A 12,917-nucleotide genomic window follows, 5' to 3' on the forward strand; every position below is an offset into this window, starting at 1 on the left:
CAGAAGAGGAGGAATAAAAAGTACGTTAATAAAACACCTGACCAAAACAGAAGGAAATTCTCTATGTATACATTGAATATTAGCGGTCACCACGTCCAATCTGGTGAAGAAGTTCAAGAAGTAGTAAAAGAAAAAATGGATCACTTGGCGCGTATTAATAACCAAATAACGACCATTAAAGTGATACTAAACACAGAGAAGCATGAGATTCATGAATTAATTGTAGAAGCCAGTGTTCATATTCCTGGTCATGATCTTTTTGCAACGGTTAAGACAGACAAGCAACTAAAGCCAGCCCTTGATCTTTTAGTTGGGAAATTAGAAAAGCAGTTGATAAAGCACAAAGCAAAACACGCTGGTCGTCAGCACCATATTAATGCTCAGGATGTAGAGAGTCCTATAGAGCGTCAATTGCAAGCCGAATTTGATGAGCTGGTAGAACGAGAAGTTATTTAGTTTATCAACCTTTTAGGAGAAGCCTCGCATTGCGGGGCTTTTTTGTGCCTTTATTTTGACTAAATCTATTTCCTCAGCCCTAAGCCTCATACGCCAAATGTAGGCATAAAAAAAGCGACACTCAGCGAGTGTCGCTTTTTAGCAAAAGTACTATTTAATCGAAAGTTGATTAAATATTAGTAGCAGGGATGAATTCTACTGGCGCTGTTGTCATTGCTTCTAATGGTGGCGCAAAGTCAGTCAGGTTAATGCCTGCAACCGCTGCTTTGTACTCTTCCAATGTTGGGAAGCGTCCCAAAACGGTAGACAAGACAACCAATGGCGTTGAACCCAGTAAAGATTCACCTTTCTTCTCAGAGGAGTCTGCAACAACACGGCCTTGGAATAGGCGAGTAGACGTTGCGATTACTGTATCACCAGGCTCTGCTTTCTCTTGGTTACCCATGCACAAGTTGCAACCAGGGCGTTCCAAATACAAAATATTTTCGTATTTTGTGCGTGCTACGCCTTTTGGGTTTGTGTCATCGAACTCAAAACCTGCGTATTTCTTCAAAATATCCCAGTCGCCGTCGGCTTTTAACTCATCAACAATGTTGTAAGTTGGTGGCGCAACAACAAGAGGGGCTTTAAATTCAACGCTGCCGTTTTGTGCTTCTAGATTGCGTAGCATAGACGCAATGATTTGCATGTCGCCTTTGTGCACCATACAAGAGCCAACAAATCCTAAGTCAACAGGCTTGTCTTTGTAGAAAGACACCTGACGAATAACATCGTGCGTGTAACGCTTAGATACATCTTCATTGTTTACATCTGGGTCAGCAATCATTGGCTCGTTGATTTCATCAAGGTCAACAACCACTTCCGCGTAGTATTTAGCATTGTTGTCTGGAGCAAGTGCTGGTTGCTCGCCAGATTGAATGCCAGCAATGCGCTTGTCAGCAAGTTTGATAAGGCCGTGAAGCGTTTGTGCTGCGTTCTCCATTCCTTTGTCAATCATGATTTGGATACGCTTTTTCGCCAACTCAAGAGACTGAATAAGTGTTTCATCCTGAGAAATACAGATGGAAGCTTTTGCTTTCATTTCTGCAGTCCAGTCAGTGAATGTGAACGCTTGGTCAGCCATCAGCGTGCCGATGTGTACTTCAATGACACGGCCTTGGAAAACGTTTTCGCCGCCAAACTGTTTTAGCATTTGAGCCTGAGTAGAATGAACCACATCACGGAAATCCATGTAGCTCTTCATTTCGCCTTTAAAGGTAACTTTTACAGACTCAGGAATTGGCATAGTTGCCTCACCTGTTGCTAATGCCAACGCAACTGTACCTGAGTCGGCACCAAACGCTACACCTTTGGACATACGTGTGTGAGAGTCACCACCGATGATGATCGCTGTGTCATCCACAGTAATGTCATTCAATACTTTGTGAATAACGTCTGTCATTGGTGGGTAAACGCCTTTAGGGTCACGAGCCGTGATCAAACCAAACTGATTCATGAAAGACATCAATTTTGGAATGTTTGCTTGTGCTTTAGAGTCCCAAACAGAGGCTGTGTGACAACCAGATTGGTATGCACCGTCAACACTTGGGGAGATAACGGTAGCCGCCATCGATTCCAATTCTTGAGACGTCATCAAGCCGGTAGTGTCTTGCGAACCTACAATGTTCACTTTAACGCGAACGTCGGAACCAGCATGAAGGGCTTTCTTGGAATTAACACCAACGGCGTTCTTGTTGAAAATTTTCTCAACAGCGGTTAAGCCTTGATCATCGTTTGAAATCTCTTTCGCAGGAGCAAAAACAGTTGGCATTGGAATGCCCAGTGTTTCCGCGGCGAATGTTTGTAGTTTCTTACCGAAAACCACTGCGTAAGAACTGCCTGCTTTCATGAACTCTACTTGCTGAGGAGTAAAGGCAGAAGAGACATCAACAAGAACTTTATCACCGTTATACAGTTTCTTTTCTTTTGTGTTGATCGTCAGAATCGTACCAGTTTCAACAGAGTAAGCTTGTTCAAGAACCGTGTCGCCGTTAGCGTCACGAACAGGGTTGCCAGCTTCGTCTAGTTTCTTAACCCAGTTTTTCAAATCTAGACCGATACCGCCAGTTACACCAACAGTGGTCATGAAAATTGGAGAAATGCCATTTGTGCCTGCTACTACAGGGGCAAAGTTAACAAATGGGATGTATGGGCTTGCTTGTTGACCTGCCCAAAGAGCGACGTTGTTTACGCCAGACATACGTGAAGAACCAACGCCCATGGTGCCTTTTTCTGCGATAAGCATAACTTTAGCATTCGGGTGTTTAGCTTGTAGGTCTTTGATTTCTTGTTGAGCTTCTGGAGAAATCATGCACTTACCGTGAAGTTCACGGTCAGAACGAGAGTGCGCTTGGTTACCAGGAGACAATAAGTCGGTTGAAATATCACCTTCAGCGGCGATGTAGGTAACCACATCAATTTTTTCGTCAATGTCAGGAAGTTTGGTAAAGAACTCGGCTTTAGCGTAACTTTCTAGAATGTCTTTGGCGACGGTGTTGCCCGCTTTGAAAGCATCACCAAGACGTTCCATATCCGCTTCGTATAGGAATACTTGCGTTTTAAGTACGTCGGCTGCGGCAACGGCTACAGAAGCATCATCAGATAAGGCAAGATCGATTAATACTTTAACAGATGGGCCGCCTTTCATGTGAGACAAAAGTTCTAGTGCGAACGTTGGTGTAATTTCTTCAACAACGGCTTCACCAAGAATGATCTCTTTCAAGAATTTTGCTTTTACGCCTGCGGCACTTGTTGTACCCGGTAAAGTGTTATAAATGAAAAAAGAAAGGGAGTCTTTACGGTGTTCGTGCCCAGTGTCTTTAATTTGAGCAATGATTTCTGTTAATAGATCACCGCCATCGATAGGTTTAGGATGCAACCCTTGGCTTTTACGATTCTCTATCTCTTGTAAGTACTCTAAATATAAGCTCATTTGCACCTCTGAATAATAATTTACGATTATGTTATATGCTAAACGTGAGGGCTAAGATCAGGTCAACGGTATTCACTCTAGAGAAAATAGAACGCCAAACCTTAATGTCTTGTTCCTTGAATAGCGGTTTTTATACAGATCGTTTACTTTGCATCTGGTGGCGTATGCAACATCATATTCAAGCCTTGGCTTTTCAGTATTGTTACAGCATGCCTAAGGCACGGCCACCTTAATTTTCTGTGGTTAGCGAATGCAATCCGATACATTTCGCTAACGGCGTATTACTTTTTTGATGGGTACATTTTATAGAAAAAAAGCGCTAAAGACTTACTGTGTACCATAACAATTTCGAATAGGTGACATTTAGCGGAATTATTCTGATTTAGCCTATTCATTTGATTGCTGAATGACTCTAACCACTCTGAACCCCCAATTACTGGCTTTTAAGTCAGGTTGAGCGCGGTATCGTGTCGAGCTTCGACCAACTCTAGGGATGTCAAACCAAGAACCACCTCGCAACACACGATGATCGCACTGGTTTGCAAGCCATACTTGGTTTTTAGTTGGTGCGCCGTCATAAGTGTCGTGATAGCAATCTTCAACCCATTCAGCAACGTTGCCGTGCATATCAAACAAGCCTAGTGGATTACTGGCTTGACTGCCAACTGGCGCAGAAGAAATTCCATCCCATTTGCTGCCACAGCTGTCGCATACGCTGTAGCCAGCTCTGACAGTATCGCCATACCAAAATGCCGTATCTGAATCTGCTCTTGCCGAGTATTCCCATTCAATTTCAGTAGGTAGGCGGTACTCTTGGTTGGTTTCGTCAGATACCCATGCAGTATATGCTTTCGCATCGTACCAACTGATGTTGATGACTGGGCGTTTGCCACGCCCCCAGCCATTGTCAGGGGGTAATTCGCGATGGGTGGCCTTAGCAAATTTGTCATACTGATCAAAGGTTACTTCGTACTTACTAATGTAAAAGCCGTTTGGTATGTCAACTTCATGAGCGGGTTTTTCATTGTCATCGCCTACGTGCGTTTGGTCGCCCATAATAAAAGTAGAAGGGGCTATTTTTTCAATTTTGGGTGCTGTGCCACCAGAGCTCAGTGGCTCCTCTAAAATTTGTGGTAAGGCGTCAAATGAAGCGGCTTTTGAGGGTTTTGGCTCTATTTTTGGTGTAACGATAGCCGCTTTAGGGGGCGGTGTCTCAGGCCAAAAAATGACCGCAGTCATCAATGCCAGAGCCATTGCTGAGCCAATGCCGATAGTCAAAGGTGTTAGCGTCCTAATATAGCGCTTGACTGCGCGTTTCGCGGCAGAGCTCTCATTAGGCTCTGGTTTGTATAAGTTTGCTCGGATAATACCGATCACTTCGGCTAATGATTTAGGGCGATGACGCTCACTATCACGGCTCCATTTTACTATGCGCTCCCATGCCACATCGCTTAATAATGGGTGGGTGTCAGGAAGGCCCGTTGCAAAGTCTTTATCAAGAATGGATTCGCCTAGTAACGCCGCCATAAGCAATCGCATAAAGGCAAATTTATCAGACGATGGAGTACGTTGTTGGTCCTTTTTTAGATACTCACTAGGGAACAAACGAATGTCCATTTCACTTTCTTCAATTCGTTTCATCCAATTGTGAGAGCCAAAGCCTGTCATAATGCCTAAGCCGTTAACGACATGGATGGAACTAAGGTCTAAATGGCCATGGAACAGTCTGTTTTTGTGTACCTGATCCAATGCTTTGGCAATATTATCGAAAAGGCTGATCACAACATTAAGTGGGGCACCGTCTGGATATTTACCCAAAAAGCTATAGAGGTTTTCGCCACCGCATACGGCCGAGCAAGAAAATACCCACAAGTTGGAATAAAAAGGGGGTAGTTAGGTGTAATAGCAGGGTGTTTTACCGCGGCGTATTTTCTTGCATTTTGCAGAAAATCTTCCACTTTGCCTTTGTTTGATTGGAAGAAGCGCAATACAAAAGGACGACCACCTTGATCTGCTACCCAAGTGGTTTTTTGGCTGTCCATTGGGTAATTTAAAACATAAGGGTCTAGTTCGACGCCAACGTGTTGCCCAATCTTTAGTTTTTGAGGTTCATAAAAATCATTCATTACGAATTTGATATCCAAATCAAGACGTTGCTGCCTAAGCAATTAATACAAGGTATAATCACGTTTTTTAACATAAAAAGGTAGAGTAATGTTATCTGCGTACCCAGAGCTTGTTGAATTTCTTCCGTGCGAATCTCCTGAAGCATGGGTAAATTGGGCGATAGAGAATCAAACATTGCTTTTAAATGATCATGCTCACTGTGAGAAGAAAGCGGCATCGACTGCGATGAGCTTAATGTATCGCTATGTAGATCGCGATAATTTACTGCATAAGATGTCTCGTTTGGCTCGTGAAGAGTTGTTGCATTTTGAACAAGTTCATAAAATCATGCGAAAGCGCAACGTGGCGTACGATCATTTGTCGGCTTCTCGTTACGCTGATGGTTTGCGCAAGCACATTCGTACCCATGAGCCTGCTCGTTTGGTCGATACCATGATTATTGGTGCTTTTGTCGAGGCACGTTCCTGTGAACGATTTGCCGCTTTGGCTCCGCATTTGGACGAAGAGTTGTCGAAGTTTTATGTGTCATTATTAAAATCCGAAGCAAGACATTTTCAGGATTATCTTGAACTTGCTAAAGAATATTCCAATGAACCTATAGAGGATCGTGTGGCTTTTTTCCGTGACTTAGAAGAAAAGCTTATAACAGAGCCAGATGAAGAATTTCGCATGCACAGTGGCCCACCAAGCAACGCGTAATTTACAAAATGCCACAATCATTTGCTTTGTGTTAATGGTGCCTTTTTAGCGGGGTGCTACACTCATAATATTCACTCGCGATTCTGGAGGATATGATGGGCATACATAAAAGTGAAACCCTGCCAGATGTCACTTATTGGCTTGCATTAGAAATTGCAAAAGTCGACCCTATAGTTGATTTGGATGTCATGTATCGAGGCTCATTGGAGTTGGATTTTTTATATCAATTATTAACCTGCAAAGCGCAGCAACATTGGTGGAATGAATATTCAATTCAATTGAGTCCAGTTATTGTAAACAATGCTTTTTTCCGTGCTGTTGCGATGCTGCATAACCGCAATATTGAGTTTAGTCGGTCGAGGAATGCAGATGAAACTGTGTGGGTTCGCGAGTTATTAAAACGATGAGTCAAAAAATGCCAGCGGTTGCTGGCGTTTTTGTCTAAATCGATAGGTATCATGTAGTGCTTTTAAGTAAGCACTACTTTATGCACTTCTTCCAGTCCTGCCAGTACTTGCTTTGAGAAACGGTCAACCGAGGCTTTGTATTGAGTGTAGACATTGCTCTCAATGCTTGCTAGCCAAACAAACTCATCCCAGTCTCCAAGAACGCACCTAAGATAAGAGCTATCCTGATGAAGGTCTGGGCGGTGAGTGTGCCCATGAATCACGCTGTTGCAGCGGTGTTGAATTAGCGAATGCTCAACGGCTGATGGTGTTACATCCATAATGGAGAGAGATTTCTCGGATGCCATGGTTTTGCTGTCATTTCGAAGTTGGGCAGCCAACGCAATACGTTGCTCAAGTGGCAAAGTTAGAATGTGTTCCTGCCAAACGGGCGAGCGAACGGTTTGTCTAAAAGCTTGATATTCTGTGTCTTCTAAACAGTATTCATCACCATGAGTGAGTAGCACAGATTTGCCATCAAGCTCGATTGTCGTTTGCTCTTGAATGAGCGTGGCACCAACGCGATCTAACCAAGTTTTGCCAATTAGAAAGTCTCGATTGCCATGCAGAAAAAACAGTCCAATTCCAGCTTTAGACACATTTAGCAATGCATTCTCTATTTCAGTATTCCAGTCTGCGTGATAATCGTCGCCGATCCACGCTTCATAGAAATCACCTAAAATATAGAGTTCAGATGCCTCATTTCGCGCAATAAGTGCTTCGCTCATTTGTACAAACGCCCGGATTAAATCCGGGCGTTTGTCGCTTAAGTGCAGATCTGAAATAAAATAGCGAAGCATTAGTCTTCGCTTTTTACTAGTTCAGCGCTTTCAATGATTACGTCTTCAGCAGGAACGTCTTGGTGTCCTGACTTCATCGTTGTTTTCACTTCTTTGATTTTGTTCACAACGTCCATTCCTGCAGTGACTTTACCAAATACGGCATAGCCCCAACCGTCTGGCGTTTTGCTGCGGTGGTTTAGGAAGCTGTTGTCTGCAACGTTGATGAAGAACTGAGCAGAGGCAGAGTGAGGATCCATAGTACGAGCCATGGCCAATGTACCGATCTCATTCTTTAGGCCGTTATCCGCTTCGTTTTCGATCGCTGTGCGGGATTCTTTTTGTGTCATGCCTGGCTCAAAACCGCCGCCTTGAACCATGAAGCCGTTGATTACACGGTGAAAAATAACGCCGTCGTAAAAGCCGGATGTTACATAATCTTCAAAGTTTTTTGCTGACTTTGGTGCTTTGTCATAATCGAGTTCAACGTGAATGTCGCCGTAGTTGGTGTGTAGAATGATCATTTAAGATTCCTTGTTTAATTAATAGCGAAGTGTCGATTGTCTAATCAATGTTGAGCATTTTATGTGTTTGTAAGCTAAGACGCCACCGTGGATGCGATAAACAATAGTTCAAAGTAGCTTGTTGAGTGTCAATAAGTGGAATTTGGTCGGCGGATAAGTGGCTTTGGTCCATAGGTTGCAAATAAAAGTTCTGGAAATCTAGGCTCTCAAATAATGCTGGCGAAAGGTGCGCTTGTGGGTACACCAGTTTGAGCTCATGGCCTTTATTAACAATTAATGGTGTGGTTGTTTTAGGGCTAACACAAACCCAGTCAATTCCTTGAGGTAATGCCATTGTGCCGTTCGTTTCTATCGCAATGGTGTATCCATGCTGTTTCATTTCTGCGATGACTTCGTCGTCCAATTGAAGGGCAGGTTCGCCGCCAGTAAATACCACATATTTATGATCTTGTCCGTCTGGCCAAAGTGCGTCAAGGTGAGAGCATAGTTGTTCGGCAGAGTTAAATTTTCCGCCATTTTGGCCGTTTGTGCCGATGAAATCAGTATCACAGAATTGGCATTCGGACTTTGCGCGCGTTTTCTCAAGACCAGACCATAAGTTGCAGCCGGTAAAACGGCAAAATAGTGCGGGGCGTCCAGCATGAGCGCCTTCACCTTGTAGTGAATAAAAAGCTTCTTTAATAGAATACATTGGGTTACACCATTTACATGCTGACAAGCAGCGTCTCGAAAAACAGTCGAGGTAAGGGTTATAACTTTAGTTGATAATTTAACGGCTACATGGGTCATTTGTGGAACAAAAGCCAATCAGCACTAAAACAAACACACTAAAATCAGAAAAAAATATTTAATTGCTTGGTTACGCTTCGTAATCCAAAGGGTCGGTTTTACCTTGCTCGGCAAACGCTTCTAAACGCTCACAGCAAGCGCCACACTTGCCACATGATCTTTCGCGGCCATTGTAACAAGTCCATGTATTGGCATAGTTAAGATTCATCTCTAATCCGGCTTTTAAAATCTCACCTTTTGAAACATGTAAAAATGGTGTGACAATTTCAACCGATTGATAGTTGGCAATTTTGGACACGGCGTTCATTGCTTCAACAAATTCTGGACGGCAATCGGGATAAATATGATGGTCACCTGAATGAGCACCGTAGTAAACCTTGCCAGCTTCTAGGGAAACGGCATAAGCAATCGCCATCGAAAGCAAAACCATGTTGCGATTTGGCACCACGGTAGACTTCATGTTGTCGTCTTCGTAGTGTCCTTCAGGAATCTCGGCATCGCCTGTAAGCGACGAGTTAGCCATTAGGCTATTGATCGCGGTAATGTCTACAACTTTATGGGAAATGCCTAATTCACGACATACCTGTGCAGCGACTTCTAATTCTTTGCTGTGTTTTTGTCCATAGTTAAAGGACAAGGCGAACACTTCAAGACCATTTTGGATAGCGGTATTCAAGACGGTAAATGAATCCATCCCACCGGAATACACAACAACGGCTTTTTCAGACATCTATTTTGTTCCTCACAATTAACCCTGTAAACCGTTATTTGAGCGGTAAGCATAGGGCGAGAGTTGGTGAATTGCGGAGTATACCAGACAGCCAATCATTCAAACTATCTAATCCTTGGTGGCATCAGGTTTTTGTTTTTAATTGTGGGCAAATTTTTGGTTAAAAAGCACAAAAAGGTCGAAAAGATTTTTTGCTCAATATCCCATGCAATCCGAAATACTATATACTTGTCGGTCAAAGTAACAATATTGTTAGATCAACACTTATCGGGACTTACATCAAACATGTCAGAAACGTCTAAACCAGGTAATTTTATTACCCAAATCATTGATAAAGATAACGAATCAGGCAAGCACGGCGGTAAGGTTCTTACTCGCTTCCCACCTGAACCAAATGGCTATTTACACATCGGTCATGCTAAATCCATCTGCCTTAATTTTGGCTTAGCACAGCGTTACAACGGTCAATGTAATCTACGTTTCGATGACACTAACCCAGAGAAGGAAAGTGTTGAATACATTGAATCCATCAAGCGTGATGTCGAGTGGTTGGGCTTTGAATGGAAAGATGAGCCAAAGTTTGCTTCAGATTATTTTGATCAGCTGTTTGATTTTGCGGTGCAGCTTATCCAAGCTGGCAAAGCGTATGCGTGTGAGCTGAATGCTGAGCAAATGCGTGAATACCGTGGCACATTAAAAGAACCTGGTAAGAACAGCCCATTCCGTGATCGTACCGTTGAAGAAAATATGGCCATTTTCATGGACATGAAAAACGGTAAGTACAAAGACGGTGAAGTGGTTTTGCGTGCCAAAATTGATATGGCCAGCCCAAATATCAACATGCGTGATCCAATTATTTACCGTGTTCGCCATGTGCATCATCATCAAACAGGCGATAAATGGTGTGTATATCCAATGTATGACTTCACTCATTGTTTGTCTGATGCATTGGAAAACATTACTCATTCTGTATGTACATTGGAATTCCAAGACCATCGTCCTTTGTATGATTGGGTATTGGAAACGTTAAAAACAGCTCATCCACAGCAAATTGAATTTGCTCGTTTGAACTTAAACTACACAGTGACAAGTAAACGTAAATTGAAGCAGTTAGTGGATGAAAAACATGTCCATGGTTGGGATGACCCGCGTATGCCTACGATTTCTGGTTTGCGTCGTCGTGGTTATACATCTTTGTCCATCCGTAATTTCTGTGAGCGTATTGGTGTGACCAAGTCAGACAGTGTCGTCGATGTTGGCATGCTTGAACACGCTATTCGCGAAGATTTGGATGCGAGCGCTAATCGCGTAATGGTCGTGTTGAATCCCATTAAGGTGACCTTAACCAACTACCCAGCTGACAAAGAAGAAATCTTCATTGTGGGTAATCATCCGAAAAACGAAGAAGCGGGTACTCGTGAAGTACCGTTTAGTAAAGAGTTATACATTGACGCTGCAGATTTTTCTGAAGTGCCACCGCGTAAATGGAAGCGTTTAACGCTTGATGGTGCGGTTCGTCTACGCGGCGGGTATGTGATTACTTGTGATGAAGCCATTAAAAACGAAGCGGGTGAAGTAGTCGAATTACTTTGTCGCTACGATGAAAAAACTCTTGGTGTGAACCCAGAAGATTATAAGCCAAAAGGCGTTATCCATTGGGTGAGTGCGAAACACGCGGTAGACGCGACAGTGAATCTTTATGATCGTTTGTTCGTCAATGAAGCGCCAGACGCTAACTATGAAGACAAAACGTTCTTGGATTTTATCAATCCAGACTCTTTGACGGTATTAACTAACGCCAAAGTTGAGCCTTCTTTGGTAAATTCTGATAAAGGTCAAGGGTTCCAGTTTGAGCGTGAAGGCTACTTCTGTCGCGATTTGAAAGAAGACGGTATGGTATTTAACCGTACTGTGACACTACGTGATTCTTGGGCGAAAATCGAAGCGAAAGGAAATTAAGCGCATGTTGAAGGTTTACAACACCCTTAGCGGGAAGAAAGAAATTTTCAAGCCAATCGAAGAAGGCAAAGTAGGCATGTATGTCTGTGGTAACACGGTATACGACTTTTGCCACATTGGTCATGCACGCGCGATGATTTCCTTTGATATTATTTCGCGTTTTATTCGTCACCTAGGTTACGAACTCAATTACGTTCGTAACATTACCGACGTTGATGACAAGATTATCAAGCGAGCAGAAGAAAATAATGAATCAACTCAGTCTTTGACTGAGCGCATGATCGCAGCGCAGCGCGAAGATGAGTTGCGCCTCGGCAACAAAATGCCAGACCGTGAGCCAAAAGCCACAGAATTTATGCAAGAAATAATCGATATGGTGCAAATCCTTATCGATAAAGAGTTTGCTTATCAGGGTACGTCTGGCGACGTGTATTACCGTGCAACTAAATTTAAAGATTATGGCAAGCTAAATAATCGTAAACTTGAAGATATGTTGGCTGGTGCGCGTATTGATGTTGAGGTGGCAAAAGAGCACCCAGCGGACTTTGTTTTGTGGAAGCAGGCAAAAGCGGGTGAGGTTTCTTGGGCTTCTCCGTGGGGTGATGGTCGACCTGGTTGGCACATTGAGTGTTCTGCTATGTCAACAAACTGCCTTGGTAGTCATTTTGATATTCATGGCGGTGGACCTGATCTTAAGTTCCCGCATCATGAAAACGAAATCGCTCAATCAGAAGCGGCGACCGGAAAAGACTATGTGAATTATTGGATGCACTGTGGCGCGGTTCGTGTGAATAACGAAAAGATGTCCAAGTCTTTGGGTAACTTTTTTACGGTGCGTGATGTGTTGGCTAAGTTTAATCCGGAAGTGGTTCGCTATCTGATGGTTTCCAGTCAATATCGCAGTGCGATAGATTATTCAGATCAAAGTTTGCTGGAAGCGAAAGTAGCCCTTGACCGCCTGTATACAGCATTACGAGATCAAGATGTAGCTGAGACCTTTGAGCCGTCGGTATTTACTGAACGCTTCGAAGATGCGATGAAAGATGATTTCAATACGGCTGTTGCGGTTTCTGTGTTGTTTGAACTCGTTCGTGAGCTGAATAAAGCCAAAGCGGAAGATGCTAAGAAGGCGGCATCGTTGGCTGCAGAGCTGCGCTCTTTGGCTGAGCTGCTTGGCTTGCTTTATCAAGATCCTGCGTATTTCTTGCAAAACAGTACGGTGTCTGAAGGGTTGGATGAGGCGGCAATACAAGCTTTGATCGATGAAAGAACGCAAGCGCGTAAAGACAAAAACTTTGCTCGTAGTGATGAAATTCGTGATGAGTTGGCTGGCCAGGGTATAGAGCTTCTTGATAGTCGAGAAGGGACAACTTGGACCAGAAGCTAGTTTAGGATGTGAGTAAAAAGGCGATGTGTTCCATCGCCTTTTTTATTGCT

Annotated in this window: 12 protein-coding genes; 5 read left to right on the top strand and 7 right to left on the bottom strand. The window is 43.3% G+C overall.

The features are described from left to right. Positions 1–63: 63 nt before the first annotated feature. Positions 64–456, top strand: coding sequence for a ribosome hibernation-promoting factor, HPF/YfiA family (hpf, locus tag N5P32_RS03385; protein ID WP_265727770.1), 393 nt, complete (start codon positions 64–66; stop codon positions 454–456). Between the two features lie 169 nt (positions 457–625). Here the strand turns inward: hpf and N5P32_RS03390 are convergent, their stop codons facing one another. The 3 genes from N5P32_RS03390 to N5P32_RS03400 form a co-directional block, all read right to left on the bottom strand. After that, on the bottom strand, positions 626–3,427 hold the full coding sequence (locus N5P32_RS03390) for a bifunctional aconitate hydratase 2/2-methylisocitrate dehydratase (protein WP_265727771.1): 2,802 nt from the start codon (positions 3,425–3,427) through the stop codon (positions 626–628). Positions 3,428–3,814: 387 nt separating this feature from the next. Then, positions 3,815–5,209 carry a formylglycine-generating enzyme family protein gene (locus N5P32_RS03395; RefSeq protein WP_265727772.1) on the bottom strand — a complete coding sequence of 465 codons (1,395 nt, stop codon included), beginning with the start codon at positions 5,207–5,209 and terminating at the stop codon, positions 3,815–3,817. Then, a complete protein-coding gene (locus N5P32_RS03400; RefSeq protein WP_265727773.1) occupies positions 5,206–5,553 on the bottom strand; it encodes a hypothetical protein in 348 nt (115 codons plus the stop codon). Before N5P32_RS03400 ends, N5P32_RS03395 begins: the two co-directional genes overlap by 4 nt. Positions 5,554–5,641: 88 nt before the next feature. Here N5P32_RS03400 and miaE point away from each other — a divergent pair, with 88 nt between their 5' ends. Beyond that, positions 5,642–6,253, top strand: a complete 612-nt coding sequence (gene miaE, locus N5P32_RS03405) for a tRNA-(ms[2]io[6]A)-hydroxylase (RefSeq protein ID WP_265727774.1) — start codon at positions 5,642–5,644, stop codon at positions 6,251–6,253. 92 nt (positions 6,254–6,345) lie between these two features. Next, on the top strand, positions 6,346–6,660 hold the full coding sequence (locus N5P32_RS03410) for a hypothetical protein (RefSeq protein ID WP_265727775.1): 315 nt from the start codon (positions 6,346–6,348) through the stop codon (positions 6,658–6,660). A 62-nt stretch (positions 6,661–6,722) separates the two neighbouring features. On the opposite strand, the gene N5P32_RS03415 is transcribed toward N5P32_RS03410, so the two are convergent. The 4 genes from N5P32_RS03415 to queC form a co-directional block, all read right to left on the bottom strand. After that, on the bottom strand, positions 6,723–7,499 hold the full coding sequence (locus N5P32_RS03415) for a UDP-2,3-diacylglucosamine diphosphatase (protein WP_265727776.1): 777 nt from the start codon (positions 7,497–7,499) through the stop codon (positions 6,723–6,725). After that, positions 7,499–8,002, bottom strand: a complete 504-nt coding sequence (locus N5P32_RS03420; RefSeq protein WP_265727777.1) for a peptidylprolyl isomerase — start codon at positions 8,000–8,002, stop codon at positions 7,499–7,501. Before N5P32_RS03420 ends, N5P32_RS03415 begins: the two co-directional genes overlap by 1 nt. Positions 8,003–8,042: 40 nt before the next feature. Then, complete coding sequence (gene queE / locus N5P32_RS03425) at positions 8,043–8,693, bottom strand: 7-carboxy-7-deazaguanine synthase (RefSeq protein ID WP_265727778.1); 651 nt, start codon at positions 8,691–8,693, stop codon at positions 8,043–8,045. A 168-nt stretch (positions 8,694–8,861) separates the two neighbouring features. Further along, positions 8,862–9,521, bottom strand: a complete 660-nt coding sequence (gene queC / locus N5P32_RS03430) for a 7-cyano-7-deazaguanine synthase QueC (protein WP_265727779.1) — start codon at positions 9,519–9,521, stop codon at positions 8,862–8,864. A 285-nt stretch (positions 9,522–9,806) separates the two neighbouring features. On the opposite strand from queC, the gene N5P32_RS03435 reads away from it, so the two are divergent. After that, positions 9,807–11,480 carry a glutamine--tRNA ligase/YqeY domain fusion protein gene (locus N5P32_RS03435; RefSeq protein ID WP_265727780.1) on the top strand — a complete coding sequence of 558 codons (1,674 nt, stop codon included), beginning with the start codon at positions 9,807–9,809 and terminating at the stop codon, positions 11,478–11,480. 4 nt (positions 11,481–11,484) lie between these two features. Next, on the top strand, positions 11,485–12,867 hold the full coding sequence (gene cysS, locus N5P32_RS03440) for a cysteine--tRNA ligase (protein ID WP_265727781.1): 1,383 nt from the start codon (positions 11,485–11,487) through the stop codon (positions 12,865–12,867). Positions 12,868–12,917: the final 50 nt, after the last annotated feature.

The organism is Marinomonas pontica, from assembly GCF_026191375.1.
GTDB classification, from domain to species: Bacteria; Pseudomonadota; Gammaproteobacteria; order Pseudomonadales; family Marinomonadaceae; genus Marinomonas; species Marinomonas pontica.

Excerpts from the sequence above, each read along its gene's own strand:
- miaE (WP_265727774.1), top strand. The coding sequence starts at position 5,642 with ATGTTATCTGCGTACCCAGAGCTTGTTGAATTTCTTCCGTGCGAATCT.
- queC (WP_265727779.1), bottom strand. The coding sequence starts at position 9,521 with ATGTCTGAAAAAGCCGTTGTTGTGTATTCCGGTGGGATGGATTCATTT.
- N5P32_RS03400 (WP_265727773.1), bottom strand. The coding sequence starts at position 5,553 with ATGAATGATTTTTATGAACCTCAAAAACTAAAGATTGGGCAACACGTT.
- N5P32_RS03390 (WP_265727771.1), bottom strand. The coding sequence starts at position 3,427 with ATGAGCTTATATTTAGAGTACTTACAAGAGATAGAGAATCGTAAAAGC.
- N5P32_RS03435 (WP_265727780.1), top strand. The coding sequence starts at position 9,807 with ATGTCAGAAACGTCTAAACCAGGTAATTTTATTACCCAAATCATTGAT.
- cysS (WP_265727781.1), top strand. The coding sequence starts at position 11,485 with ATGTTGAAGGTTTACAACACCCTTAGCGGGAAGAAAGAAATTTTCAAG.
- queE (WP_265727778.1), bottom strand. The coding sequence starts at position 8,693 with ATGTATTCTATTAAAGAAGCTTTTTATTCACTACAAGGTGAAGGCGCT.
- hpf (WP_265727770.1), top strand. The coding sequence starts at position 64 with ATGTATACATTGAATATTAGCGGTCACCACGTCCAATCTGGTGAAGAA.
- N5P32_RS03410 (WP_265727775.1), top strand. The coding sequence starts at position 6,346 with ATGATGGGCATACATAAAAGTGAAACCCTGCCAGATGTCACTTATTGG.
- N5P32_RS03420 (WP_265727777.1), bottom strand. The coding sequence starts at position 8,002 with ATGATCATTCTACACACCAACTACGGCGACATTCACGTTGAACTCGAT.
- N5P32_RS03415 (WP_265727776.1), bottom strand. The coding sequence starts at position 7,499 with ATGCTTCGCTATTTTATTTCAGATCTGCACTTAAGCGACAAACGCCCG.